This is a genomic window from Pseudomonas sp. A25(2017) (assembly GCF_002001065.1).
Classification (GTDB): domain Bacteria; phylum Pseudomonadota; class Gammaproteobacteria; order Pseudomonadales; family Pseudomonadaceae; genus Aquipseudomonas; species Aquipseudomonas kilonensis.
This window is the reverse complement of record NZ_MUOA01000075.1, coordinates 89,977-113,417: the sequence shown is the minus strand read 5'-3', so window position 1 is coordinate 113,417 and position 23,441 is coordinate 89,977. Positions and strand designations below refer to the sequence as shown.

The following is a 23,441-nucleotide window of genomic DNA, read 5'->3' as shown; positions in this document are numbered from 1 at the left end:
ATACCGGTAAAAAAAGACCCCGCTCAGCCAGACTGAGCGGGGTCTTTTTTTTGCCTTCCTCCCACAGAGGGAGTGCGTGGGCCTTCTTAGACGCCGAACTGCGCCCGATAAGCCTCAACCGCCGGCAAATGCTGCTTGAGCTGCGGATCGTCGGCCAAAAACTCCAGCACCTGGTTCAGCGAGACAATGCTGATCACCGGAATACCGAAGTCGCGCTCCACTTCCTGGATCGCCGACAGCTCACCGTTGCCGCGCTCCTGACGGTTCAGGGCAATCAGCACGCCAGCGGCCTTGGCGCCTTCCTGGGAACCGATGATCTGCATCACTTCACGAATGGCAGTACCGGCAGTGATGACGTCGTCGATGATCAACACGTCGCCGGTCAGCGGTGCACCCACCAGGCTGCCGCCTTCGCCGTGGGCCTTGGCTTCCTTGCGGTTGAAGCACCAAGGCAGGTCGCGGCCGTGGTGTTCGGCCAGGGCGACGGCAGTGGTGGCGGCCAGCGGGATGCCTTTGTAGGCCGGGCCGAACAGCACATCGAACGGGATACCGCTCTCAACGATGGCCGCCGCATAGAAACGACCCAGTTGCGCCAGGGCGGAACCGGTGTTGAACAGGCCGGCATTGAAGAAGTACGGGCTGGTGCGCCCGGACTTGAGGGTGAACTCACCGAAGCGCAAAACGCCGCGATCGATGGCAAAGCGAATGAAATCGCGCTGATACGCCTGCATGAAAAAAAGCCTCAAATACCGCGGATTTAGCTAAATAGGTACACGCCGTGTATCATACACGCACGTGATTTTTGGGGCCATTTATGCGGATCATCAGTGTGAACGTCAATGGTATTCAGGCTGCAGTGGAGCGAGGTTTGCTCAGTTGGCTGCAAGCACAGAATGCCGACGTCATCTGCCTGCAGGACACCCGCGCCTCCGCCTTTGAACTGGACGATGCAGCCTTCCAACTGGACGGTTACTTCCTTTATGCCTGCGATGCCGAAGTCCCCGCCCAGGGTGGCGTGGCTTTGTACTCGCGGCTGCAACCGAAGGCTGTCATCAACGGTCTCGGTTTCGAGACGGCGGACCGCTACGGGCGCTACCTGCAAGCCGATTTCGACAAGGTCAGCATCGCGACCTTACTGCTTCCTTCGGGGCAGAACGGCGATGAAGATTTGAATCAGAAATTCAAGTTGATGGACGACTTCGCCCGCTATCTGGATAAACAGCGGCGCAAACGTCGCGAGTACATCTATTGTGGCTCGCTGTACGTGGCGCAACAGAAGCTGGATATCAAGAACTGGCGCGACAGCCAACAATCTCCTGGTTTCCTGGCGCCGGAGCGGGCCTGGATGGACGAGATCATTGGCAACATGGGTTATGTCGACGCCCTGCGCGAAGTCAGCCGTGAAGGCGACCAGTACAGCTGGTGGCCGGACAACGAACAGGCCGAGATGCTCAACCTTGGCTGGCGCTTCGACTACCAGTTGCTGACACCTGGGCTGCGCCGCTTCGTACGCAGCGCCCGCCTGCCGCGCCAGCCACGGTTCTCGCAGCATGCGCCGCTGATCGTGGATTACGACTGGACGCTGACCATCTAAGCGTATCGACGACCGCCTCAAGCCGGCCGAACAAAAAATGCCCGTATCGCAAGATACGGGCATTTTTTATGGCGAACGCTACTGCGCGGAACCTCAAGCCGTGGCAAAAAACGGCAGGGCAAGGTACAACTTGATGACGATGACGTTAATGATATCGATGAAGAACGCCCCCACCATCGGCACCACCAGAAACGCTATCTGCGAAGGTCCGTAGCGCTGCGTCACTGCCTGCATGTTGGCGATGGCCGTCGGCGTGGCACCCAATCCAAAACCGCAATGCCCTGCCGCCAAGACGGCTGCATCGTAATGACTGCCCATGAGCCTGAACGTCACGAAAATCGCAAACAACGCCATGACCAATGTCTGGGCCACCAGAATGATGAAGATCGGTAGGGCCAGTGACGCCAGGTCCCACAATTTGAGTGACATCAAGGCGATCGCCAGGAACAGTGACAGGCTCACATTGCCGAGCACGGACACTTCTCGCTCGAAGACCTGATACAAGCCAAGCACCGAAAGCCCGTTGCGCAGGACCACCCCCACGAACAAGACGCAAACGAACGTCGGCAACTCGAAGGCGGTATCGTGGAGCTGCCCATTCAAGAGCGTGCCGACCAACAGGCTGACCGCAATCAGCGCCAGCGTCTCGATAAACGAAAACGGCGTAATCGAGCGCTCTTTGTTCGGCTGCTCGAACCCCTTGGGCACCCGGGGCTTTTCCGCCTCAAGGCAGCCGGGTGCCTGGACACGCTTGATGAGCAGGCGCGCAACCGGCCCACCGATCAAGCCACCCAACACCAAGCCAAACGTCGCGGAAGCCATCGCAAGCTCGGAGGCGGAAGCCAGACCGTACTTCTCACTGAATACCGTCCCCCACGCCGCGCCTGTGCCGTGACCGCCTGCCAAGGTGATCGAGCCGGTCAGCAACCCCATCAACGGATCGAGCCCCAGCGCTTTTGCGAGCCCGATGCCCATGGCATTCTGGACCACCAGCAGGCCGACAACCGCCAGCAGGAAAATCCCAACTACGCGCCCGCCTTTCTTCAGGCTGGCGAAGTCTGCGCCCAGGCCAATCGTGGCAAAAAATGCCAGCATCAACGGGGTCTGCAATGAAGTATCAAATCGAACTTCAACTTCAAGCCCCCGCAAAGCCAGGAGAATCAAGGCAACTACCAACCCACCCGCCACGGGCTCGGGAATATTGTAGGCGCGTAGAAAACCGACACGTTTAACAAGTCCGCGCCCCAGCAAAAGCACTAAAGAGGCGGCGACAAGTGTTCCATAGAAATCGAGCTGCAACATAGGTGCTTAATCTTTGTATATCTTAGCCAGAGACGAACTTTTTACCTGGACACGCCTCTAGGACAGGTTGATTGCCTTAACACTTGATTGGCTTTGAATTCAAGAACCTTCAATGGTCTGAATATATCGAAATATTTCTGTGCGAATATTACGCAGGGCAACTCTATCAACCGACGCGCATTGTTGCCAAGCGTCTAACTCAGGGTAGAACTGCGCAGTTGTGACTAAACATTTAAGACCAATACCTGCACGCGCTCATTTACGCCGCGCAATTGGATGCTGTACACGAAATGAAATGCGTACAACTTCAGAATAAAATGACCGATAAGCGAGACCACTGCCCTTCAAGGCGTCACGGAAGCGATGGAAGGAGGGCTTGCTCCCACTGGATTGCCGAGCGCTCACAAAAAGCGCGTTACGCAACCCAGAGGGGCAAGCCTGGCTCGAGGAGGTTTCAGCCGCCATGGGGATTAACGTGTTGATCCATCACTCGAGGTCATTGCTACGCTAGAATCAAGACGCTGCTGGGACTGCCGGAGTCTTTTCGCCTGGCGCGCCACCTGGGGACTCCAGACCGGCATCCCCAGCCAGCGCTGGCTTGTATTTATCAATTGCATAATTTGCGCATTGAGCATCAATTCGACCGTCCGGGGCGCCGCCTACGCCAATGGCACCGATCACCTCGCTGCCAACCCTGATGGGAACGCCGCCGGCCAACGCCAAGATCCCAGGAAGGTTAGCTAGCTGGGGCGCCTGCACGGTGCGCGCCATGATATTGCTTGTTTCAGTTTTGAAGGACACCGCCGTATATGCCTTACGCTCGCTGCCAGCGAGGGCGATAGGCCCAGTGTTGTCAGATCGTAGCATCGCCAGCACCGTGCCTGAACGGTCCACCACCGTGGCGGCGACCGACTGGTTGTTGGCGGCACAAACGGCCACGGCTGTTTTGGCCAGTTGCAAGGCATGAATGTAGGACAGGTTTTTCTGTGGGATAACTGCTTGTGTGGCCGGAGCCTGGGACGCGAGTTCTTTCAAAGGCGCCAGTTGAGCATGGGCTAATGCAACGCCAAACGAGCAAACAACTGCGCAAATAACTTGTGGAATATACATGCTTAAATCCTTTTAATCCGAGTAATGAGAAGATCTTCCATCCGATGGAAAACTCATAATGGTGCCAAATCACAGCCCTGACACTAAATGTTTTCAGACAGGATGTAAGGAACCCACTCTCGATAAAGCTCGCCCCCCCTCTTATTAGTCGATTGCCCCACGATAATGTTTTGCCGTTATGCGAAAACGATAATGCCCCAATAAATCGGGGCATTTCTCTAGAGTCGCAGCATTGATCGTTATTTGACCAACCGCCACGTGAAAGGATACCGATACGGTTGCCCTTCATTAGCCTTTACGCCACCGATGATGGTCAATACCAGCGCACCGATGGCCACCAGGCCAAACAGGAAGAAGCCGATCACCACGACCATCAGCAGCAAGCTGATCGCCGAGGCAATCGCCACGGTGATCTGGAAGTTCAGCGCTTCCTTGCCCTGGGCATCAATGAACGGGTCGGACTCACGCTTGAGCTGCCAGAGCACCAACGGCCCGATCAGCGTACCGAACGGAATCCAGATCCCCAACAAGGCGGACAGGTGACAAAACATTGCCCATTGACGCGCCTCTTTGCTCGGCTGGGGCAGCAGGATTTGCTCATCACTCATGACGCTCTCCTTGTCTTGAAGCGGAAATCGATCAGTCAGCCAAGGCGGCCTTTTGCAGTTCGAAGATCTCGTTCATGCCTTTCTTCGCCAACTCCAGCATAGCGTTCAATTCTTCCGGCTGGAACGGTGCGCCCTCGGCAGTGCCCTGGACTTCGATGAAACCGCCGGCACTGGTCATGACCACGTTCAGGTCAGTCTCGGCAGCGGAGTCTTCCAGGTAATCCAGGTCCAGCACCGGCTCGCCCTGGTACATGCCCACGGACACAGCGGCGATCATTTGCTTGAGCGGGTCGCCGCCCTTGAGGCCGCCGCGCTTCTTGATCACTTTCAAGGCATCGACCAGGGCGACCATGGCCCCAGTGATGGAGGCAGTACGGGTACCGCCGTCGGCCTGGATCACGTCGCAATCGACATACAGCGTCACATCGCCCAACTTGGACATGTCCAGAGCAGCACGCAGCGAACGGCCGATCAGGCGTTGGATTTCCAGGGTACGGCCGCCCTGCTTGCCACGGCTGGCCTCACGCTGGTTCCGCTCACCGGTGGCACGCGGCAGCATGCCGTATTCGGCTGTCAGCCAGCCTTGGCCCTGGCCCTTGAGGAACCGTGGCACGCCGTTTTCGACACTGACAGTGCAGATGACTTTGGTATCACCGAATTCGACCAGTACAGATCCCTCGGCGTGTTTGGTGTAGTTGCGGGTAATGCGGATCGAGCGAAGCTGATCGGCAGCGCGACCACTTGGACGTTTCATAGGGAATACCTGTACAGGGGACGGAAAACTGCCGAGCATTATAGAGCCGTGAACCGTCATAGGGCAGTTAAACGTAGCGCAGTTCTAAAAAGCCGACGCGAGCGAAGCCGCGCAAAGACCCGCCCGACGGGCTGCCACGCTTTGTCGCAAGCGCGGTTGGGGCATACGCCTCACTGCGCTACAATCCTGCGCCTTTGCTGCCCTTGGGCTTTTAATTTACAGATCCCAGGCCCACGACCACCGTCGTGCCGGCCTGCATTGCGAGGAACCTCCATGGTGCACAGCATGACCGCCTTCGCCCGCGTCGAAAAAGCCGGGGCCCAAGGCACGCTGAGCTGGGAACTGCGCTCGGTCAACAGCCGCTACCTGGAGCCGCACCTGCGCCTGCCCGAGTCTTTCCGCGACCTCGAAGGCGGCGTGCGCGAGGCTCTGCGCCAGGGCCTGTCCCGGGGCAAGCTGGAATGCACCCTGCGCTTCACCGAAGAAAGCACTGGCAAAGCCTTGCAGGTGGACCGCGAGCGCGCCGCGCAACTGGTCGCCGCGGCCGAAACCGTCGCCAGCCTGATCAAGCACCCTGCCGCCCTGAATCCACTGGAAGTCCTGGCCTGGCCCGGCGTACTGGTGGGTGACGCGAGCGACCCGCAGGCGCTGAACGCCGAGGCGATGGCACTGTTCAATGAAGGCCTCAAGGAACTCAAGGCCGGCCGCGAGCGCGAAGGCGCGGAGCTGGCCCGGCTGATCAACGATCGCCTGACCTCCATTGAAGAAGACGTCAGCACCCTGCGCGAACTGGTCCCGCAGATGCTCGCCACCCAGCGCCAGAAAGTCCTCGACCGCTTCACCGACATGAAGGCCGAGCTGGATCCACAACGGCTGGAACAGGAAATGGTCATGCTCGCGCAAAAGAGCGACGTGGCCGAAGAACTGGATCGCCTAAGCACCCACATCATCGAAGTTCGCCGGGTGCTCAAGTCCGGCGGTGCGGCCGGTCGCCGCCTCGACTTCCTGATGCAGGAGCTCAACCGCGAAGCCAATACACTGGGCTCCAAAGCCTTCGACCCGCGCAGCACCCAGGCGGCGGTCAACCTCAAGGTGTTGATCGAACAAATGCGCGAACAAGTGCAGAACATTGAGTAAGGCAAACGACATGACCCACAGCACCGGCACCCTCTACATCATTTCCGCGCCCTCGGGCGCCGGCAAGACCAGCCTGGTCAAGGCCCTGATCGATGCCGAACCGCAGATCCGCGTCTCGGTCTCGCACACCACCCGCGCCATGCGTCCGGGCGAAGTGAATGGCGTGAACTATCACTTCGTCGACCGCGAAGAGTTCGTGAAGATGGCCGAACACGGCGACTTCCTGGAGCGCGCCGAAGTTTTCGGCAACCTTTATGGCACTTCGCAAAGCTACTTGCAGCAGACCCTGGACGAAGGTCACGACCTGATCCTGGAAATCGACTGGCAAGGCGCCGAGCAGGTGCGCAAGCTGATGCCCCAGGCGCGTTCGATCTTCATTCTGCCGCCAAGCCAGCAAGCCTTGCGCCAGCGTCTGACCAACCGCGGCCAGGACAGCGACGACATCATCGAAGGCCGGATGCGCGAAGCGGTCAGCGAAATGAGTCACTACGTCGACTATGATTACCTGATCATCAACGACGATTTCGCCCACGCGCTGGACGACCTGAAGGCGATTTTCCGCGCCAGCCAGCTGCAGCAGAAACGCCAGCAGCAACGTTTCGGCAAATTATTGGCCGAATTGTTGGGCTGAACAGCCCTTCCCAAAACCGCTGCGACGGCTTTACATTGGTAGTCGCAGCGCGCCGAGGGGTTTGGTTAAAAAATCAGCGCTTCCCTAAACGCTGGTGTTTTTTTAAACTGTCGAGTCCGCTCGCCCAACCGGGCAGCGCGCATATTGCATTCGCTCCGAGGAATACCATGGCCCGCGTAACCGTTGAAGACTGCCTAGAACACGTGGAAAACCGCTTTGAGCTGGTCATGCTCTCTACCAAGCGTGCCCGTCAACTGGCCACCGGTGGCAAAGAGCCGTTGGTCCAGTGGGAAAACGACAAGCCTACCGTAGTAGCGCTGCGTGAAATCGCCGAAGGCCTGATGAGCTACGAGTTCATCGCCAACGCTGAAATCGTCGAAGACGAACCGCTGTTCGCAGCGTTCGAGGACGAGTCCAACGAGGCGGTCTAAGCCTATGCCTGGTCGACGTAGCACGGCGCGGGGTCACAGCAAACGGCAGGAGTCATCATCATGCCGAGCATAGACGCCCTCGCCGATCGCTTATCGGCCTACCTCGGCACGGACCAGGTCAATCTGGTCCGCCGAGCCTATTTCTACGCCGAACAAGCCCACGACGGCCAGCGCCGCCGCAGCGGCGAGGCGTACGTCACGCATCCCCTTGCGGTGGCGAATATTCTTGCCGACATGCACATGGACCATCAGAGCCTGATGGCGGCGATGCTGCATGACGTGATCGAAGACACCGGCATTGCCAAGGAAGCGCTGCAAGCGCAGTTCGGCGAAACCGTGGCCGAACTGGTCGACGGGGTCAGCAAGCTGACCCAGATGAACTTCGAGACCAAGGCCGAGGCCCAGGCCGAAAACTTCCAGAAAATGGCCATGGCCATGGCCCGCGACATTCGCGTGATCCTGGTCAAGCTCGCCGACCGCCTGCACAACATGCGCACCCTGGAAGTGCTGTCCGGCGAAAAACGCCGGCGCATCGCCAAGGAAACCCTGGAAATCTACGCCCCCATCGCCAATCGCCTGGGTATGCACGCGATCCGCATCGAGTTCGAAGACCTGGGCTTCAAGGCCATGCACCCGATGCGTTCGGCGCGGATCAACCAGGCCGTCAAGCGCGCCCGGGGCAACCGCAAGGAAATCGTCAACAAGATCGAAGAGTCCCTGAGCCACTGCCTGGCCATCGACGGCATCGAAGGCGAAGTCAGCGGGCGGCAGAAACACCTCTACGGCATCTACAAGAAAATGCGCGGCAAGCGTCGGGCCTTCAACGAGATCATGGACGTCTACGCGTTCCGGATCATCGTCGACAAGGTCGATACCTGCTACCGCGTGCTGGGCGCTGTACATAATTTGTACAAACCGTTGCCGGGGCGCTTCAAGGATTACATCGCGATCCCCAAGGCCAACGGCTATCAGTCGCTGCACACCACGCTGTTCGGCATGCACGGCGTACCGATCGAGATCCAGATCCGCACCCGTGAAATGGAAGAAATGGCCAACAACGGCATCGCCGCCCATTGGCTGTACAAATCCAGCGGTGACGAACAGCCCAAGAGCACCCACGCCCGCGCCCGACAATGGGTCAAGGGCGTGCTGGAAATGCAGCAGCGTGCCGGCAACTCCCTGGAATTCATCGAGAGCGTGAAGATCGACCTGTTCCCGGACGAGGTCTACGTCTTCACGCCCAAGGGCCGGATCATGGAGCTGCCCAAAGGCTCCACGGCCGTGGACTTTGCCTATGCGGTGCACACCGACGTCGGCAACAGTTGCATCGCGTGCCGGATCAACCGCCGCCTGGCGCCATTGTCCGAGCCGCTGCAAAGCGGCTCCACGGTGGAAATCGTCAGCGCCCCGGGCGCCCGGCCCAACCCGGCATGGCTCAATTTCGTGGTCACCGGCAAAGCCCGCACCCATATCCGTCACGCCCTGAAACTGCAACGCCGCTCCGAATCCATCAGCCTCGGCGAACGCCTGCTGAACAAGGTGCTGAACGGTTTCGACAGCTCGCTGGACAAGATCCCGGTCGAGCGCGTGCAACTGATGCTCCACGAATACCGTCTCGAATTGATCGAAGACCTGCTCGAAGACATCGGCCTGGGCAATCGCATGGCCTACGTCGTTGCCCGTCGCCTGCTCGGCGAAGGCGAACAGTTGCCAAGCCCCGAAGGCCCGCTGGCGATTCGCGGCACCGAAGGCCTGGTGCTCAGTTATGCCAAGTGCTGTACGCCGATCCCGGGCGACCCGATTGTCGGCCATTTGTCCGCCGGCAAAGGGATGGTCGTGCACCTGGACAACTGCCGCAACATCAGCGAAATCCGGCACAACCCGGAAAAATGCATCCAGCTCTCCTGGGCCAAGGATGTCACCGGCGAATTCAACGTCGAGCTGCGGGTCGAGCTGGAGCACCAGCGCGGCCTGATCGCCCTGCTGGCCAGCAGCGTCAATGCCGCCGACGGCAATATCGAAAAAATCAGCATGGATGAACGCGATGGCCGCATCAGCGTCGTTCAATTGGTGGTCAGCGTACACGACCGTGTGCACCTGGCCCGTGTGATCAAGAAACTGCGCGCCCTGACCGGCGTTATCCGCATCACCCGCATGCGCGCGTAGCCCATTCGTTATCAGGAGTCATTCATGACCAAGACTGTTATCACCAGCGACAAGGCCCCGGCCGCCATCGGTACTTATTCCCAGGCGATCAAGGCTGGCAACACCGTGTACATGTCGGGCCAGATTCCACTGGACCCCAAGACCATGGAGCTGGTGGAAGGCTTCGAAGCCCAGACCGTGCAGGTGTTCGAAAACCTCAAGGCCGTGGCCGAGGCCGCCGGTGGTTCGTTCAAGGACATCGTCAAGCTGAACATCTTCCTCACCGACCTGAGCCACTTCGCCAAGGTCAACGAGGTGATGGGCAAGTACTTCGACCAGCCTTACCCTGCCCGCGCCGCCATCGGCGTGGCGGCCCTGCCCAAGGGCGCTCAGGTTGAGATGGATGCCATCCTGGTCATCGAGTAATAAGGCCGGCGCAGCCTCCCCCGCTGCGCCGTTTTCGTCTTGAAAGGATTCCACCATGCGCAAAGCGCTTGCTCTCTCGTTGGCAGCCCTGCTTCTGGGCGGCTGTGCCAGCGACCCTGCCGACCGTGACATCAGCGGCACCTGGATCAACCAGGCAGCCATCGACGCTGCCGCCAAGGGCGGCCCGCTTCGCGAAGCGCTGCAGGGCTATGGCCCGAACCTGGAATGGGACGTCAACACCCGTGCCGGCCAGGCGCGCTACACCAACGGTTTTGAAAACGTCGAAGGCAAATTGCTGGGCGAAGAAGACGGCGCCTGGAAAGTCGATTTTTACGGCAGCTCCGCCAGCGAACTCAAGCGCGATGGCGACCAGTTGAGCCAGGCCGCCACCGAGAACGAACCGCAGCAGGTATTCGACCGCGCGCAAGTCCAGGTACCAGAGGGCGCGCCCATCGGCGCCAGTTTCGAGCGCGCGCTGTATGCCGCCTACCTGGGCGGCACCTGGAACATCGCCAGCGGCCCCGGCCAGGGCGCCACCGTGCAATTCCAGCCCGACGGCCAGGTCAGCGGCCTGCCGGGTGCCGATCGCTATGCCTTGTGCCTGGCCGGTGATTGCGCCTCCATGAGCGGTGGAAACGACAACATCTGGCTGCAACAGAACGGCCAGGGCAACACCTGGATCTTTGCCCGCGACGGCAAGAAGCTGGAAATTTTCCAGACCGTCAACGCCGCGCTGGCCGATGAAATGCCTTCGTTCACGCCGGGCACTCGGCAGTGGGTGCTGGAAAAGCAGTAAGAGATAGGGCGCTTTGAACTAACTGTACGAGCGCCCCCTCCCGGCAAAGGTTCACGCGCGAGACGCAACAGGCTTTTTTCTACCCAGGCGGATCAGCTCATTGGAGAAACACAGCCCAATGATGATCAGCAGTGCGCCCGGGTACAGGCTTTCGCGCGGCACCTCATTGAGCACAACAAATGCCAGCAGTGCGGCGAACAGCGGCTCGGTCAGCTCCAAGGCTTGCACCTGGGATGGCTTGAGGTACTCGATTGCCTTGGTGGTACAGAAAAAGCCGAGGATGGTCGGCAGCGCGGCCAGCGCCAGCAGTGCGGCAATCGCCCAGGGCGACAGCTCACCGATCACGAAGCCGTCGGCCGAAGCCGGCATCAGCAAGTACAGGCTGCCGAAGAACAGCAACTGACGAGTGAAGTGCAGCCCACCGGACACGCCCATCCGTTTCATGGCTACCGAAAACGCCCCATAGCCGCAGCCCGCCATGGACGCGAGCGCAACGCCTTGGAGCGTGAAGCCCTGCTGCAGATCGGCGCCAAAGATCACCGCGATTCCGGCGATCGCCAAGGCGGCACCCACAGTGGCGTTCGCAGTGATCGGATCCTTGAGGATTATGCGTCCGAGCACGATCGAGGAAATGGAAGCGCTGGCCATCAGCATCACGACTACCCCCGCCGCAGCGTAATGCCGATAGGCAGCCGTTTCGAAGTGGAACAGCACAAAGATACCGAGAAACGCGCAGATCGCCGCCTGGGTCCATTTGGCCGTCGTCGCCGGACGCTTGATAAACAGCAGCAAGGCCGAGAGCAGCAGACAACCCAGGACGGTCTTTATGACGGCGACACTGCTGGCGGTGAAACCATTGCTCATGAGCACTTTGCTGAGCACGCCTATCGTGGCGTTAAGTGCGGCGGCGGAGAGTGCAAAGATAACGCCTTTGCTGAAACTGGCTTGCATTGATGACGGTCCTTGTCGCTGTCAGGTCGTTCGATAGGATGTTGGCCCACCGACGACGCAAAAGATGACTGAAACGGTTGCGGGTGGCCTGCAGATCACTCTTGGCTTCGGCAAGCAGCGGATAATGCTCGGCGAGCTCGATGAACCAAGTCAAGACCCGGAAGGTACTCAGGACGGTAAGCGCCCATAGAGAACTAGCCCTTGGCGCCGAACCCCATCATCGAGCACACGCCGAGCAGGCCCGTGTCAGCAGCGCCCTTCCAGGATCGCCGCATACCCCTCGCGAAAACTCGGATACCGCGGCGTCCAGCCCAAGGCCTTCGCCCGGGCATTGCTGCAGCGCTTGCTGCCGGCGCGACGCACGCTGGCGTCTTCGGCCCACTCGGTCACGCCCATGAATTCGCGCAACCAGCCCACCACCTCGGCCAGTGGCGCAGGGGCGTCGTCGACGCCGATGTAGCAATCGTCCAGCACCTGGCCCTGGCGATCGGCCTCCAGCAGGAACGCCAACAAGCCGGCCGCATCGTCGGCGTGGATGCGATTGGCGTACAGCGGCGGGTCGATCACGACGCGATACCCTTGGCGGACCTGGCTCAGCAGCCACTCCCGCCCCGGCCCATAGATGCCGGTCAGGCGCACGCGGCTGGCCGGGATGCCACTGTCCAAGGCGACTTGCTCGGCTTCGAGCATCAGGCGACCGGAATACCCGCCGGCCACGGTTGGCGAGGTTTCATCCACCCATTCGCCCTGCTGTTGCCCATAAACGCTGCTGCTGGACACAAAAAGCAGGCGCTTGGGCCGCTGGCCATGCTGCTTCAGCCAACTCAACACATGCTGCAACCCTTCGACATAAGCCGTGCGATAGCCCGCTTCGTCATGGTCGGTGGCTGCGGCGCTGTACACCAGGTAATCCAGCGACCCGGTGGGCCAGTCAGCGGGGCATTGCTCGCTGAACAAATCCCCCGCCACCCCGATAACGCCGGCCGGCAGGTTCGAAACCGTGCGCCGCAGGCCATGGACTTGCCAATGTTCGGCCACTAACTGGCTGGCCAGGCGGCCGCCGATATCACCGCAGCCGGCGATCAAAACAGAAGGCGCGGACATCAAGAACTCCTCTGGCAAAGCCGCAGACTAGCCTTCGCAGGGGACGAGCGGCTAGCCATGTGAGAAAAAAAGTAACTGTATTACTTTTGTTAACAAGAATTAATTGCAATAATGCCCACCACTTTTGTTCTCGGCCCCACGAGGCCTGGAAGAACATCAACCTTCTTTTTCCTCTCAGGTCCGGCCAGCATGAAACGCTCTCTATCCCCCGCTTCGCCAACCAATCGACCTCGTGCCTGGAGCACGGTAGCCGCCCTGCTGTTCAGCCTGCTGCTGGCACCTGTCGCCGCGTTCGCCGATGCACAGACGCCGACCACGACGCCGGCCACCGCACCGGCTGCTGCCCAGGCACCGGCCGACCCGGCCGCTCCCGTTGCAACGCCTGTCGCCACCGACCCGGCCCAAGCCGTCGAAGCCGACGCACCTGAAGTGCTCGAAGCCGACAACTCCCTGGGCATGGCCCACGACCTGTCGCCATGGGGCATGTACAAGAACGCTGACATCATCGTGAAAATCGTGATGATCGGCTTGGCCATCGCCTCGATCATCACCTGGACCATCTGGATTGCCAAAGGCTTCGAGCTGCTGGGTGCCAAGCGTCGCTTGCGTGGTGAAATCGCCGCCCTGAAAAAAGCCACCACCCTCAAGGAAGCCAGCGCCACCGCCGCGAAGGCCGGCACTCTTGCCAACCTGCTGGTGCATGACGCACTCGAAGAGATGCGCCTGTCGGCCAACAGCCGCGAAAAAGAAGGCATCAAGGAACGTGTGAGCTTCCGCCTCGAGCGCCTGGTCGCCGCCTGTGGTCGCAGCATGAGCAGCGGCACCGGCGTGCTCGCCACCATCGGCTCTACCGCGCCATTTGTCGGCCTGTTCGGCACGGTGTGGGGCATCATGAACAGCTTCATCGGCATCGCCAAGACCCAGACCACCAACCTCGCCGTCGTTGCGCCCGGCATCGCCGAAGCCCTGCTGGCAACAGCCTTGGGCCTGGTCGCAGCGATCCCGGCCGTGGTGATCTACAACGTCTTCGCCCGCTCCATTGCCGGCTACAAGGCCCAGGTCTCCGACGCTTCGGCCGAAGTCCTGCTGCTGGTCAGCCGCGACCTCGACCACTTGCCGCCCGAGCGTGGCTCGCAACCGCACATGGTGAAAGTGGGGTAATCGGCCATGGGCCTGCATTTGAAAGAAGGCGCAGACGACGATCTGGCCGAGAACCACGAAATCAACGTCACACCGTTCATCGACGTGATGCTGGTGCTGTTGATCATCTTCATGGTGGCGGCCCCGCTCGCCACCGTGGACATCAAGGTTGACCTGCCGGCATCGACGGCCAAGCCTTCGCCACGGCCGGAGAAACCGGTGTTCCTCAGCGTCAAGGCCGACCAGCGCCTGTTCCTGGGTGAAGACGAGGTCAAGGCCGAAACCCTCGGCGCGACCCTCGACGCCAAGACCCAAGGCAAGAAAGACACGACAATCTTCTTCCAGGCCGACAAAGGCGTGGACTACGGCGACCTGATGAGCGTGATGGACGCGCTGCGGGGCGCCGGTTACCTGAAGGTCGGTTTGGTCGGACTCGAGACGGCGCCCAAGAAATGATCACGACGCGCCAAAAGCTGACGCGTTACAGCGGTAGCCTGGCAGTGGTGCTGGGCGTACATGCGCTCGCCATCGCCGTGGCGCTGAACTGGACATCACGCGCGCCCATCGAATTGCCTCCCCAGGCAATGATGGTCGAGCTGGCGCCGGTACCAGCCCCGCCGCCACCGGCACCGCCCAAAGTCGTCACACCGCCGCAACCTCCCGAGCCGGTCGAAGAATTGCCGCTACCCAAGCTTGCCGAAGCGCCGAAGCCGGAAATTTCCGTGCCCAAGCCGGTCAAGCCCAAGCCAAAGCCGCAACCGCCCAAGCCCAAACCGGTGGAGAAAAAGCCCGAGCCGCCGAAGGAACAGCCGTCGGAGCAGAAGCCCAGCGACACCCCGCCAACCCAGTCAGTCGCCGAGAAGTCCGCACAACCGGCTCCTGGCCCGTCGCCCGCGCAATCGGCGGCCAAGGCCAATTGGCAGGGCACGCTGCTGGCGCACCTGGGCAAGTACAAGAAGTACCCGCCCAGGGCCCAGCAGATGAACAAGGAAGGCACCAACCGCCTGCGCTTCGTGGTGGATGCCGAAGGCAACGTGTTGTCATTCGAACTGGTGGGCAGCTCCGGCACGGAGTTGCTGGACAAGGCCACCCTGGAAATGATCCGCAAAGCCCAACCGCTGCCCAAGCCGCCGGCCGAGCTGCTGACCAACGGCACCATCGAACTGACGGCACCGTTTGTGTACTCCATCGACAAGCGCCGGCGTTGATCTCAATTACCAGCCCCTTAACAGGGGCTTCCTGTTCCAGGTAAGCGTTTTGGAGCACAGGGGATTGGGAGCAAAGCCATCTGTGGAGCCAGGGCATCTGTGGGAGCAAAGCTTGCTCGCGATACAGGCACCTCGGTTCCAGCGAACACCGCGTTAACTTCATCGCGGGCAAGCCTTGCTCCCACAGACAATTCCACATTCTTAAACAAATCCCTGACCACACAGACATTGGACAGTGTCACACCGCACCCCCAGTCTGATAACGTGCGTCTATCGATTGCAGCCGGTATGCTTGGCTCGCAACTTCACGGACGCTCGCCATGACCCTCACAGAATTACGCTACATCGTGACCCTCGCCCAAGAGCAGCATTTCGGCCATGCGGCCGAGCGTTGCCACGTCAGCCAGCCGACGCTGTCGGTGGGCGTGAAAAAGCTTGAAGACGAACTCGGTGTGCTGATTTTCGAGCGCAGCAAAAGCGCCGTGCGCCTGACCCCCGTGGGCGAAGGCATCGTGGCCCAGGCACAAAAGGTCCTGGAGCAGGCCCAGGGCATTCGCGAACTGGCCCAGGCCGGCAAGAACCAACTGACCGCCCCGCTGAAAGTCGGCGCGATCTACACCGTCGGCCCGTACCTGTTCCCGCACCTGATTCCGCAACTGCACCGGGTCGCCCCGCAGATGCCGTTGTACATCGAAGAAAACTTCACCCATGTGCTGCGCGACAAGCTGCGCAACGGCGAGCTGGACGCGATCATCATCGCCCTGCCGTTCAACGAAGCCGACGTCCTGACCCTGCCGCTCTACGACGAACCGTTCTACGTCCTGATGCCGGCCCAGCACCCCTGGACCCAGAAAAAAACCATCGACGCCGCCCTGCTCAACGACAAGAGCCTTCTGTTGCTCGGCGAAGGCCACTGCTTCCGCGACCAGGTGCTCGAAGCCTGCCCGACCCTGACCAAAGGCAGCGAAGGCGCCAAGCACACCACAGTGGAGTCCAGCTCCCTGGAAACCATCCGCCACATGGTCGCCTCGGGCCTGGGCATTTCGATCCTGCCGCTGTCGGCAGTGGACAGCCATCATTACGCCCCGGGCGTGATCGAAGTCCGCCCGCTGACGCCGCCCGTGCCGTTCCGCACCGTCGCCATCGCCTGGCGCGCCAGTTTCCCGCGGCCCAAGGCCATCGAGATCCTCGCTGACTCGATCCGTCTGTGCTCCGTGGCCAAGCCGCCCGCTGGCAAGTAAGCCACGGCCATGACGGAGCTGTCGAAAGTGCCGGTCACGACACTCAAGGGTGTCGGTGAAGCCATGGCCGAGAAACTGGCCAAGGTCGGCCTGGAAAACCTCCAGGACGTGCTGTTTCACCTGCCGCTGCGTTACCAGGACCGCACCCGCGTGGTGCCCATCGGCCATTTGCGCCCGGGGCAGGATGCGGTGATCGAAGGCACCGTCAGCGGCGCCGACGTGGTCATGGGCCGCCGTCGCAGCCTGGTGGTGCGCCTGCAGGACGGCACCGGCGGGCTCAGCCTGCGCTTCTACCATTTCAGCAATGCACAAAAGGAAGGCCTCAAGCGCGGCACCCGCGTACGCTGCTACGGCGAGGCGCGGCCCGGGGCTTCGGGGCTGGAGATCTATCACCCGGAATACCGCGCCATCACCGGCGACGAACCGCCGCCGGTGGACGAAACCCTGACCCCGGTCTATCCGCTCACCGAAGGCCTGACCCAACAACGCTTGCGCCAGCTCTGCCAGCAAACCCTGACCCTGCTCGGCCCCAGCAGCCTGCCCGACTGGCTGCCCACGGAACTGGCCCGGGATTACCACCTGGCACCCCTGGCCGATGCGATCCGCTACCTGCACCATCCGCCCGCCGATGCCGACGTCGACGAACTCGCCCTCGGCCATCACTGGGCCCAGCATCGCCTGGCGTTCGAAGAACTGCTGACCCATCAACTGTCGCAGCAACGCCTGCGCGAAAGCCTGCGTTCCCTGCGCGCCCCGGCCATGCCCAAGGCCAGGGATCTGCCGGCCCGCTACCTGGCCAACCTCGGTTTCGCCCCCACCGGTGCCCAGCAACGGGTCGGCAACGAAATCGCCTACGACCTGAGCCAGCCCGAGCCGATGTTGCGGCTGATCCAGGGCGATGTCGGCGCCGGCAAGACCGTGGTCGCCGCCCTGGCGGCGCTGCAGGCCTTGGAGGCCGGTTATCAGGTGGCGCTGATGGCGCCCACCGAGATCCTGGCCGAACAACACTTCATCACCTTCCAGCGCTGGCTCGAACCGTTGGGCATCGAAGTCGCCTGGCTGGCCGGCAAGCTCAAGGGCAAGAACCGCGTCGCCGCCCTGGCACAGATCGCCGAAGGCGCACCGATGGTGGTCGGCACCCATGCGCTGTTCCAGGACGAAGTGCAGTTCAAGAACCTGGCCCTGGTGATCATCGACGAACAGCACCGCTTCGGCGTGCAACAGCGCCTGGCCTTGCGGCAGAAAGGCGTGGGTGGGCGGATGTGCCCTCATCAACTGATCATGACCGCGACGCCGATCCCGCGGACCCTGGCGATGAGCGCCTACGCCGACCTCGACACCTCGATCCTCGACGAACTGCCGCCCGGCCGCACACCGGTCAATACCGTGCTGGTCACCGACACCCGACGAGTGGAGGTGATCGAGCGCGTGCGCGGCGCCTGTGCCGAAGGGCGGCAGGCCTATTGGGTGTGCACGTTGATTGAAGAGTCGGAAGAGCTGACCTGCCAGGCGGCCGAAACCACCTTTGAAGACCTCACTGCCGCCCTCGGCGAGTTGAAGGTCGGGCTGATCCACGGCCGCATGAAGCCCGCCGAGAAAGCCGCCGTCATGGCTGAGTTCAAGGCCGGCGCCCTGCAACTTTTGGTTGCCACCACGGTAATCGAGGTGGGCGTCGACGTGCCCAATGCCAGCCTGATGATCATCGAGAACCCCGAGCGCCTGGGCCTGGCGCAGCTGCACCAACTGCGCGGCCGGGTGGGCCGGGGCAGCGCCGCCAGCCATTGCGTCTTGCTCTATCACCCGCCGTTGTCGCAGATCGGGCGCCAGCGGCTGGGGATCATGCGCGAAACCAACGACGGTTTCATCATCGCTGAAAAAGACCTCGAGTTGCGCGGCCCCGGTGAAATGCTCGGCACACGCCAGACGGGTCTGCTTCAATTCAAGGTAGCCGACCTGATGCGCGACGCCGATCTGCTCCCCGCCGTACGCGACGCCGCCCAGGCCCTGCTGGAACGCTGGCCCGACCACGTCAGCCCGCTGCTGGATCGCTGGCTGCGTCATGGGCAGCAATACGGCCAAGTGTGAGCACGCGCTCAGTTTTCAAGACGCGCGTACCGGACAAGCTGGTTATACTGACCAACTTGTAGGAAAACGGATACAGACCATGACAGAAGCTGCCCTCGTCCCCGAAGCCCCGCACGCTCCGTCTGTTATTCGGCTGTTGCTCGAAAAGTTGGGCATCGGCTATGACGAAGTACTCGAACGACCCGGCCTGAACCCAGCCCGCAAAGTGCAGGCGGTGTTGTTGCACGATGCCGTTGGCGCGCTCATGGTGCTGTTTCCGCAAAGCCAGTTGCTGGACCTCAATCGCCTGGCCGAACTCACCGGTCGCAAGCTCACGGCGGTGCCGACCGAACGCCTAGAGCGCATGCTCGGCAAACACAGCCTGAGCCTGCTGCCCGGCCTGCCGGCGCTGACCAGCTCGCCGTGCCTGTACGAAGAAAGCCTGCTGCGCGAACCGAAGTTGCTGATCAACTCCGGTGAGCCGGGGCTGTTGCTGGAAGTCACCAGCGAAGCGTTCAAGACCATGCTCACCAAGGCCAGCGCCGCGACATTCGGTGAACCCGTGAGCAACATCACCCCCAACCTGGACCGCCCGCACGACGACCGCAAGGAAATCACCCAGGCCGTACAGGCGTTCACCGCCCGGCGTATCCAGCAACGGCTGGAAGAAACCATCGAGATCCCGCCGCTGGCTGAAACCGCGCAGAAAATCATCAAGCTGCGGGTCGACCCCGACGCGACCATCGATGACATCACCGGCGTGGTGGAAACCGACCCGGCCCTGGCCGCGCAAGTGGTGAGCTGGGCGGCATCGCCCTACTACGCATCACCCGGCAAGATTCGTTCGGTGGAAGATGCCATCGTCCGGGTACTGGGCTTCGACCTGGTGATCAACCTGGCGCTGGGCCTGGCCCTGGGCAAGACCCTGAGCCTGCCCAAGGACCACCCGCAACACACCACGCCGTACTGGCACCAGTCGATCTACACCGCCGCCGTCATCGAAGGCCTGACCCGCGCCATGCCGCGCGCCCAGCGGCCCGAAGGCGGCCTGACCTACCTGTCCGGCCTGCTGCACAACTTCGGTTACCTGCTGCTGGCCCACGTGTTCCCGCCGCACTTCTCGTTGATCTGCCGGCACCTGGAGGTCAACCCGCACCTGTGCCACAGCTACGTGGAACAGCACCTGCTGGGCATCAGTCGCGAGCAGATCGGCGCCTGGCTGATGCGCTACTGGGACATGCCCGACGAACTGGCCACCGCCCTGCGCTTCCAGCACGACCCGCACTACGACGGCGAATATGCCGAATATCCGAACCTGGTGTGCCTGGCGGTGCGCCTGCTGCGCTCGCGCAGCATCGGCTCCGGCCCGGATGAAGAAATCCCGGACGCGCTGCTTGAACGCGTGGGCTTGACCCGGGAAAAGGCCAACGATGTAGTCAGCAAAGTGCTGGACGCGGAAGTGTTGCTGCGGGAGCTGGCTTCGCAGTTTGGCCATTGATGGCCAACACTGGCAACTGAGCTTTTGTGGCGAGGGGATTTATCCCCGCTGGGCTGCGAAGCAGCCCTAAAACCTGATTCACCGCTTATGCAGGCTCGCCGCAGTTAGTCCTTTGGGGCCTGCTGCGCAGTCCAGCGGGGATAAATCCCCTCGCCACACTAATCCCTTTGCCCTTTGGCACAAGGGTCTGCGCGGCTCAAACTTTCTTGGCCTTCCTCGGCTTCAAATACTTCATCAGCCCCTGGAACCAGATCACCAGCGCCGGGTTGCCCTTGATCTGGATCGACTTGTCCTGAATCCCCGTCATGAACGCCAGCTGCTTGTTCTTGGCCTGCATCGTGGCGAAGCCATAGGCGGCGTCCTTGAAGGCAATGGCGAACGCAGGCTCCGGGTAAGTGCCGGACTGGCTAGTAATGCGCTGGTTTTTCACCGTGAAATGCCGGGCGACCTTGCCGTCCAGGGTTTGCAGCTGAAACACCAATTCCTTGTCGCCCAACTGCTGCTGGAACGCCGGATTGGTCCGACTGGCCTTGCCCATCAACAACCCCAGCATCCACAGCAGAAAACGAAATTTCATGGGCACAACCTCGTGATGAAAGATGATTGGCTGGCAGTTTAGCGATTCTTCGGCGTAACGCCATCATCGGATCGCTTTAGCGGAAGATCAGCTTGTTTTCGCGAAAGATGACTGCCAAGTCACAAAACTCAAAAGCAAAAGATCGCAGCCTTCGGCAGCTCCTACATCGATTTCCGTAGGAGCTGCCGAAGGCTGCGATCTTTTGACCCTTTTTCCCCGCCAAACCCTCGGACATTTCCTTCAACACGCCGGGCTGTTCATGAACTAGGCAGCGCTTACGAGCGCCGCTAACCTCTGTTCGTCATCGCAAAAAACGGTGACACGGACGTGCAAGTCCGGTACATATCGGCGCGCAACTGCCACGCCAAACGGCTCATGCTCGTATTGGTGCGTTTATGGCGGCTGCGCGCGGGAGACTCTCGAGGTCTGCCGGGGTCCGATATGCCCGGTCTTGCACACCCGCGCACAGCTGCCACCTTCTTCGGTGCAACGAGAGGTGTCAGTTTCCAATCAATTACATATCGGGTAATTAATCATGTTCAAAGCAACTCCGAATCCGCCGCAAAACGAACGCAAATCCCGCGTCGAAATCCTCGAAGAAAAACGGCTCGATGACGCCGCCACCCGCGCCCTCGACTACTACCTCAACCCCAAGCCCGCCTCACCGCCCGAACCCGACAGCACCAAGCTGTTCATCGTCGCCCCCCACATCGACACCGAAACCTTGCTGGCCAACGCTTCCGAAGACCTGCTCTCCATCAGCACCATCGCCGCCGACCTGGCTGACGACGTGGATGACTCACGCCGCTGTGTCGCCCTGGCGATCAGTCGCATGGCCGATGGGGTGCAGTTGTTGGTTGAGCGGGCGTTGGATCATTTGGAAACCAAGGAGATGGCGGCGCCTGGTGCCAAGGGGTAGAGGTTTGCATTGATGCAGGCTGAACCGGCGCCATCGCGAGCAAGCTCGCTCCCACAGGGTTCTGTGTCGAACCGAATCTCAAGTTCAACGCCAATCCATTGTGGGAGCGGGCTTGCTCGCGAAAGCGGAGTATCAGGCAACATCGATACCGACTGAACAGACGCCTTCGCGAGCAAGCCCGCTCCCACAGTTGGATTGGGGTACGGCTGGAGAGATAGGTCGGCTGTCAGGCCGCCTCGCGAGCAAGCTTTGCTCCCACAGGTCCTGCTCAAACAGAGCTGAGGGTGTACGACCGGGAGAACCAGGTCGGCTATAAGGCCGCCTCGCGAGCAAGCTTTGCTCCCACAGGTTCTGCTCAAACAGATCTGATGGGTGTACGACCGCAAGAGCCAGGCCGGCTGTTAGGCCGCCTCGCGGTGGACGTTGATTTCGGCGCCCCGTTAACCACGATGGCCGAACGCAGGTATTGCGCAGTGGGCACCTCGGCATGGATGCCGAGGTAGCCGCGCTGGGCCATGGATGGCCCTTCGCGGCGGGCCCACGGAGCAATGCCGGAGTGAGGGCACACCGAGCCTAAGCGAGGTGCCGAGTGGTGGGGCAAAGCCTTTTTGGTTACTTTTTTGGCGTCTGAAAAAAGTGACCCGCCGTAAGGGCGGAACCCTAAGCCGCCGTTACCGCAGCAACGGATATGCCCCCAAAAACAACTGTGGAAGCGAGCCCGCTCGCGATGGCGGCGAGTCAGTCGACATGGATGCCAACTGAACCGACGCTATCGCGAACAGGCTAGCTCCCACAAGGTTTTGGGTTTTGGCTGCTGATCAACGACCAGCCACCATCACTCAATCAAACATTCGGGCAAGGCACCGGTGCCCAGTCGCCCAGGTCCGGGTTTTTGCACATGCTGTTGACCTGAGTGGTACCCGCGCTGGCGACCTGCTTGCTTTGATCCTGTTTGGCCTTGGCGTCCTGCAAGGTTTTCTCAGTGGCGACCGCTTCTTTAGGCACGGTTGGCAGTTCTTTCTTCTTCGCCGGCGTCACTTTCTTCTTGGTCTTGGTGCTGGTCTGCGCCACAACCTGCGTGGTATCGGCAGTGGCCACAGTCACCACGTCAGTACGCTGCACACCCACTTGCTGCAGATCTTTCTCGTAAGCCTGGGTGTAGTTGTTCAGGTCTTCGGACGCTTTGCCGTTGACCGCGACAATCAGGTCGTTCGACTCTTTCAGGCCGGCGACGATTTCTGCCAGGCGCTTGCGGCCTTCAGTGTCATTGACGGTCTTGGCCTTGCGGTCGGCAACCAGTTTGCTGAACGCGCTCTGGTAGCACTGCTGCGAAGCCTTGGCGTAGGCAGTGCTGCGGTCGATGTCCGACGCGCTTTTGCTGACGTCGGCAGCGTAGGAGGCGATGCGCATGTTGTCATCGGCGATCTGCTTCTGGCGCTCGGTATAGTAACCGGCTGCACCACCGGCCAGGGCGCCGCCCGCGGCACCGATGGCGGCGTTGCGGCCACGGTCTTCCTTATCGGCGGTCAGAACGCCCAGCAGTGCACCACCGACCGCGCCGACGGCAGCGCCGGTGACCACGGACTTGGTCATGTTGCCTTCGGTGGAACGCAGGTGCTGCACCGGCTCGTAGCAATTCGGGTAGTACTCGACCTTGGTGCTCGAGGCGACCTTGGAGGTCGGCGACGTGGCGCAGCCGGTCAGTACGGTGCTGAAGCCGACAGCGACCATCAGCAAGTGACGCTTGGAAACCGAAGCCAAAGGTTTACGGGAGAAAAGCATAGTTGTGTTCTCTTTTAAGTGTT

23 protein-coding genes are annotated in these 23,441 nt (G+C 61.1%); 14 read left to right on the top strand and 9 right to left on the bottom strand.

All coding sequences use genetic code 11. The annotated features are described in order from the left end of the window. Positions 1–86: 86 nt before the first annotated feature. Positions 87–731: an orotate phosphoribosyltransferase gene (gene pyrE, locus B0E42_RS19550; protein WP_003206873.1), complete on the bottom strand. Its 645-nt coding sequence runs from the start codon at positions 729–731 to the stop codon at positions 87–89. 83 nt (positions 732–814) lie between these two features. On the opposite strand from pyrE, the gene B0E42_RS19545 reads away from it, so the two are divergent. Beyond that, complete coding sequence (locus B0E42_RS19545; RefSeq protein ID WP_013694557.1) at positions 815–1,594, top strand: exodeoxyribonuclease III; 780 nt, start codon at positions 815–817, stop codon at positions 1,592–1,594. 93 nt (positions 1,595–1,687) lie between these two features. On the opposite strand, the gene gltS is transcribed toward B0E42_RS19545, so the two are convergent. The 4 genes from gltS to rph all read right to left on the bottom strand — a co-directional run bounded on the left by gltS (position 1,688) and on the right by rph (position 5,368). Beyond that, positions 1,688–2,896: a sodium/glutamate symporter gene (gene gltS, locus B0E42_RS19540; RefSeq protein WP_077507088.1), complete on the bottom strand. Its 1,209-nt coding sequence runs from the start codon at positions 2,894–2,896 to the stop codon at positions 1,688–1,690. 513 nt (positions 2,897–3,409) lie between these two features. Then, a complete protein-coding gene (locus B0E42_RS19535) occupies positions 3,410–4,006 on the bottom strand; it encodes a heme-binding protein (RefSeq protein WP_077507087.1) in 597 nt (198 codons plus the stop codon). 239 nt (positions 4,007–4,245) lie between these two features. Beyond that, complete coding sequence (locus B0E42_RS19530) at positions 4,246–4,614, bottom strand: DUF4870 domain-containing protein (RefSeq protein WP_013694558.1); 369 nt, start codon at positions 4,612–4,614, stop codon at positions 4,246–4,248. A 31-nt stretch (positions 4,615–4,645) separates the two neighbouring features. Next, on the bottom strand, positions 4,646–5,368 hold the full coding sequence (gene rph, locus B0E42_RS19525; protein WP_003177262.1) for a ribonuclease PH: 723 nt from the start codon (positions 5,366–5,368) through the stop codon (positions 4,646–4,648). 273 nt (positions 5,369–5,641) lie between these two features. Between rph and B0E42_RS19520 the strand changes: the two genes are divergently transcribed. The 6 genes from B0E42_RS19520 (at position 5,642) to B0E42_RS19495 (ending at position 10,934) form a co-directional block, all read left to right on the top strand. Then, positions 5,642–6,505, top strand: a complete 864-nt coding sequence (locus tag B0E42_RS19520) for a YicC/YloC family endoribonuclease (RefSeq protein WP_053190082.1) — start codon at positions 5,642–5,644, stop codon at positions 6,503–6,505. A 10-nt stretch (positions 6,506–6,515) separates the two neighbouring features. Continuing rightward, the gene (gene gmk, locus B0E42_RS19515) at positions 6,516–7,136 is read left to right on the top strand and encodes a guanylate kinase (RefSeq protein WP_003206877.1); all 621 of its coding nucleotides are present in this window, start codon (positions 6,516–6,518) and stop codon (positions 7,134–7,136) included. 167 nt (positions 7,137–7,303) lie between these two features. Beyond that, the gene (gene rpoZ / locus B0E42_RS19510; RefSeq protein ID WP_003177259.1) at positions 7,304–7,567 is read left to right on the top strand and encodes a DNA-directed RNA polymerase subunit omega; all 264 of its coding nucleotides are present in this window, start codon (positions 7,304–7,306) and stop codon (positions 7,565–7,567) included. A 60-nt stretch (positions 7,568–7,627) separates the two neighbouring features. Next, on the top strand, positions 7,628–9,733 hold the full coding sequence (spoT, locus tag B0E42_RS19505) for a bifunctional GTP diphosphokinase/guanosine-3',5'-bis pyrophosphate 3'-pyrophosphohydrolase (RefSeq protein WP_003206879.1): 2,106 nt from the start codon (positions 7,628–7,630) through the stop codon (positions 9,731–9,733). A 24-nt stretch (positions 9,734–9,757) separates the two neighbouring features. Then, the gene (locus B0E42_RS19500; protein WP_003206880.1) at positions 9,758–10,138 is read left to right on the top strand and encodes a RidA family protein; all 381 of its coding nucleotides are present in this window, start codon (positions 9,758–9,760) and stop codon (positions 10,136–10,138) included. A gap of 55 nt (positions 10,139–10,193) precedes the next feature. Continuing rightward, positions 10,194–10,934 carry a hypothetical protein gene (locus B0E42_RS19495; RefSeq protein WP_018602475.1) on the top strand — a complete coding sequence of 247 codons (741 nt, stop codon included), beginning with the start codon at positions 10,194–10,196 and terminating at the stop codon, positions 10,932–10,934. Between the two features lie 51 nt (positions 10,935–10,985). Here B0E42_RS19495 and B0E42_RS19490 read toward each other — a convergent pair whose 3' ends face one another. Continuing rightward, positions 10,986–11,885 (bottom strand): DMT family transporter, encoded by a 900-nt coding sequence (locus B0E42_RS19490; protein WP_053183023.1) that lies wholly within the window; start codon positions 11,883–11,885, stop codon positions 10,986–10,988. Between the two features lie 246 nt (positions 11,886–12,131). After that, positions 12,132–12,989, bottom strand: coding sequence for an SDR family oxidoreductase (locus tag B0E42_RS19485; protein ID WP_018602470.1), 858 nt, complete (start codon positions 12,987–12,989; stop codon positions 12,132–12,134). Positions 12,990–13,178: 189 nt separating this feature from the next. On the opposite strand from B0E42_RS19485, the gene exbB reads away from it, so the two are divergent. The 6 genes from exbB (at position 13,179) to B0E42_RS19455 (ending at position 20,140) form a co-directional block, all read left to right on the top strand. Further along, entirely contained in the window at positions 13,179–14,150 is a 972-nt protein-coding gene (gene exbB, locus B0E42_RS19480; protein ID WP_077507086.1) for a tonB-system energizer ExbB, read from the top strand. Between the two features lie 6 nt (positions 14,151–14,156). After that, positions 14,157–14,585, top strand: a complete 429-nt coding sequence (exbD, locus tag B0E42_RS19475) for a TonB system transport protein ExbD (protein ID WP_003206888.1) — start codon at positions 14,157–14,159, stop codon at positions 14,583–14,585. Then, positions 14,582–15,337 (top strand): energy transducer TonB, encoded by a 756-nt coding sequence (locus B0E42_RS19470; RefSeq protein ID WP_018602465.1) that lies wholly within the window; start codon positions 14,582–14,584, stop codon positions 15,335–15,337. The genes exbD and B0E42_RS19470 overlap by 4 nt, the downstream gene beginning before the upstream one ends. A gap of 320 nt (positions 15,338–15,657) precedes the next feature. Further along, on the top strand, positions 15,658–16,578 hold the full coding sequence (locus B0E42_RS19465) for a hydrogen peroxide-inducible genes activator (RefSeq protein WP_003206891.1): 921 nt from the start codon (positions 15,658–15,660) through the stop codon (positions 16,576–16,578). A gap of 9 nt (positions 16,579–16,587) precedes the next feature. Continuing rightward, positions 16,588–18,663, top strand: a complete 2,076-nt coding sequence (recG, locus tag B0E42_RS19460; protein WP_053183029.1) for an ATP-dependent DNA helicase RecG — start codon at positions 16,588–16,590, stop codon at positions 18,661–18,663. Between the two features lie 79 nt (positions 18,664–18,742). After that, complete coding sequence (locus B0E42_RS19455; RefSeq protein ID WP_053183033.1) at positions 18,743–20,140, top strand: aminoacyl-tRNA deacylase and HDOD domain-containing protein; 1,398 nt, start codon at positions 18,743–18,745, stop codon at positions 20,138–20,140. A 196-nt stretch (positions 20,141–20,336) separates the two neighbouring features. Here B0E42_RS19455 and B0E42_RS19450 read toward each other — a convergent pair whose 3' ends face one another. Further along, positions 20,337–20,717 carry a hypothetical protein gene (locus B0E42_RS19450; protein ID WP_018602453.1) on the bottom strand — a complete coding sequence of 127 codons (381 nt, stop codon included), beginning with the start codon at positions 20,715–20,717 and terminating at the stop codon, positions 20,337–20,339. Positions 20,718–21,252: 535 nt separating this feature from the next. Between B0E42_RS19450 and B0E42_RS19445 the strand changes: the two genes are divergently transcribed. After that, entirely contained in the window at positions 21,253–21,636 is a 384-nt protein-coding gene (locus B0E42_RS19445) for a DUF6124 family protein (protein ID WP_077507085.1), read from the top strand. Positions 21,637–22,479: 843 nt separating this feature from the next. Here the strand turns inward: B0E42_RS19445 and tagQ are convergent. Then, complete coding sequence (gene tagQ / locus B0E42_RS19435) at positions 22,480–23,418, bottom strand: type VI secretion system-associated lipoprotein TagQ (RefSeq protein ID WP_046064481.1); 939 nt, start codon at positions 23,416–23,418, stop codon at positions 22,480–22,482. Positions 23,419–23,441: the final 23 nt, after the last annotated feature.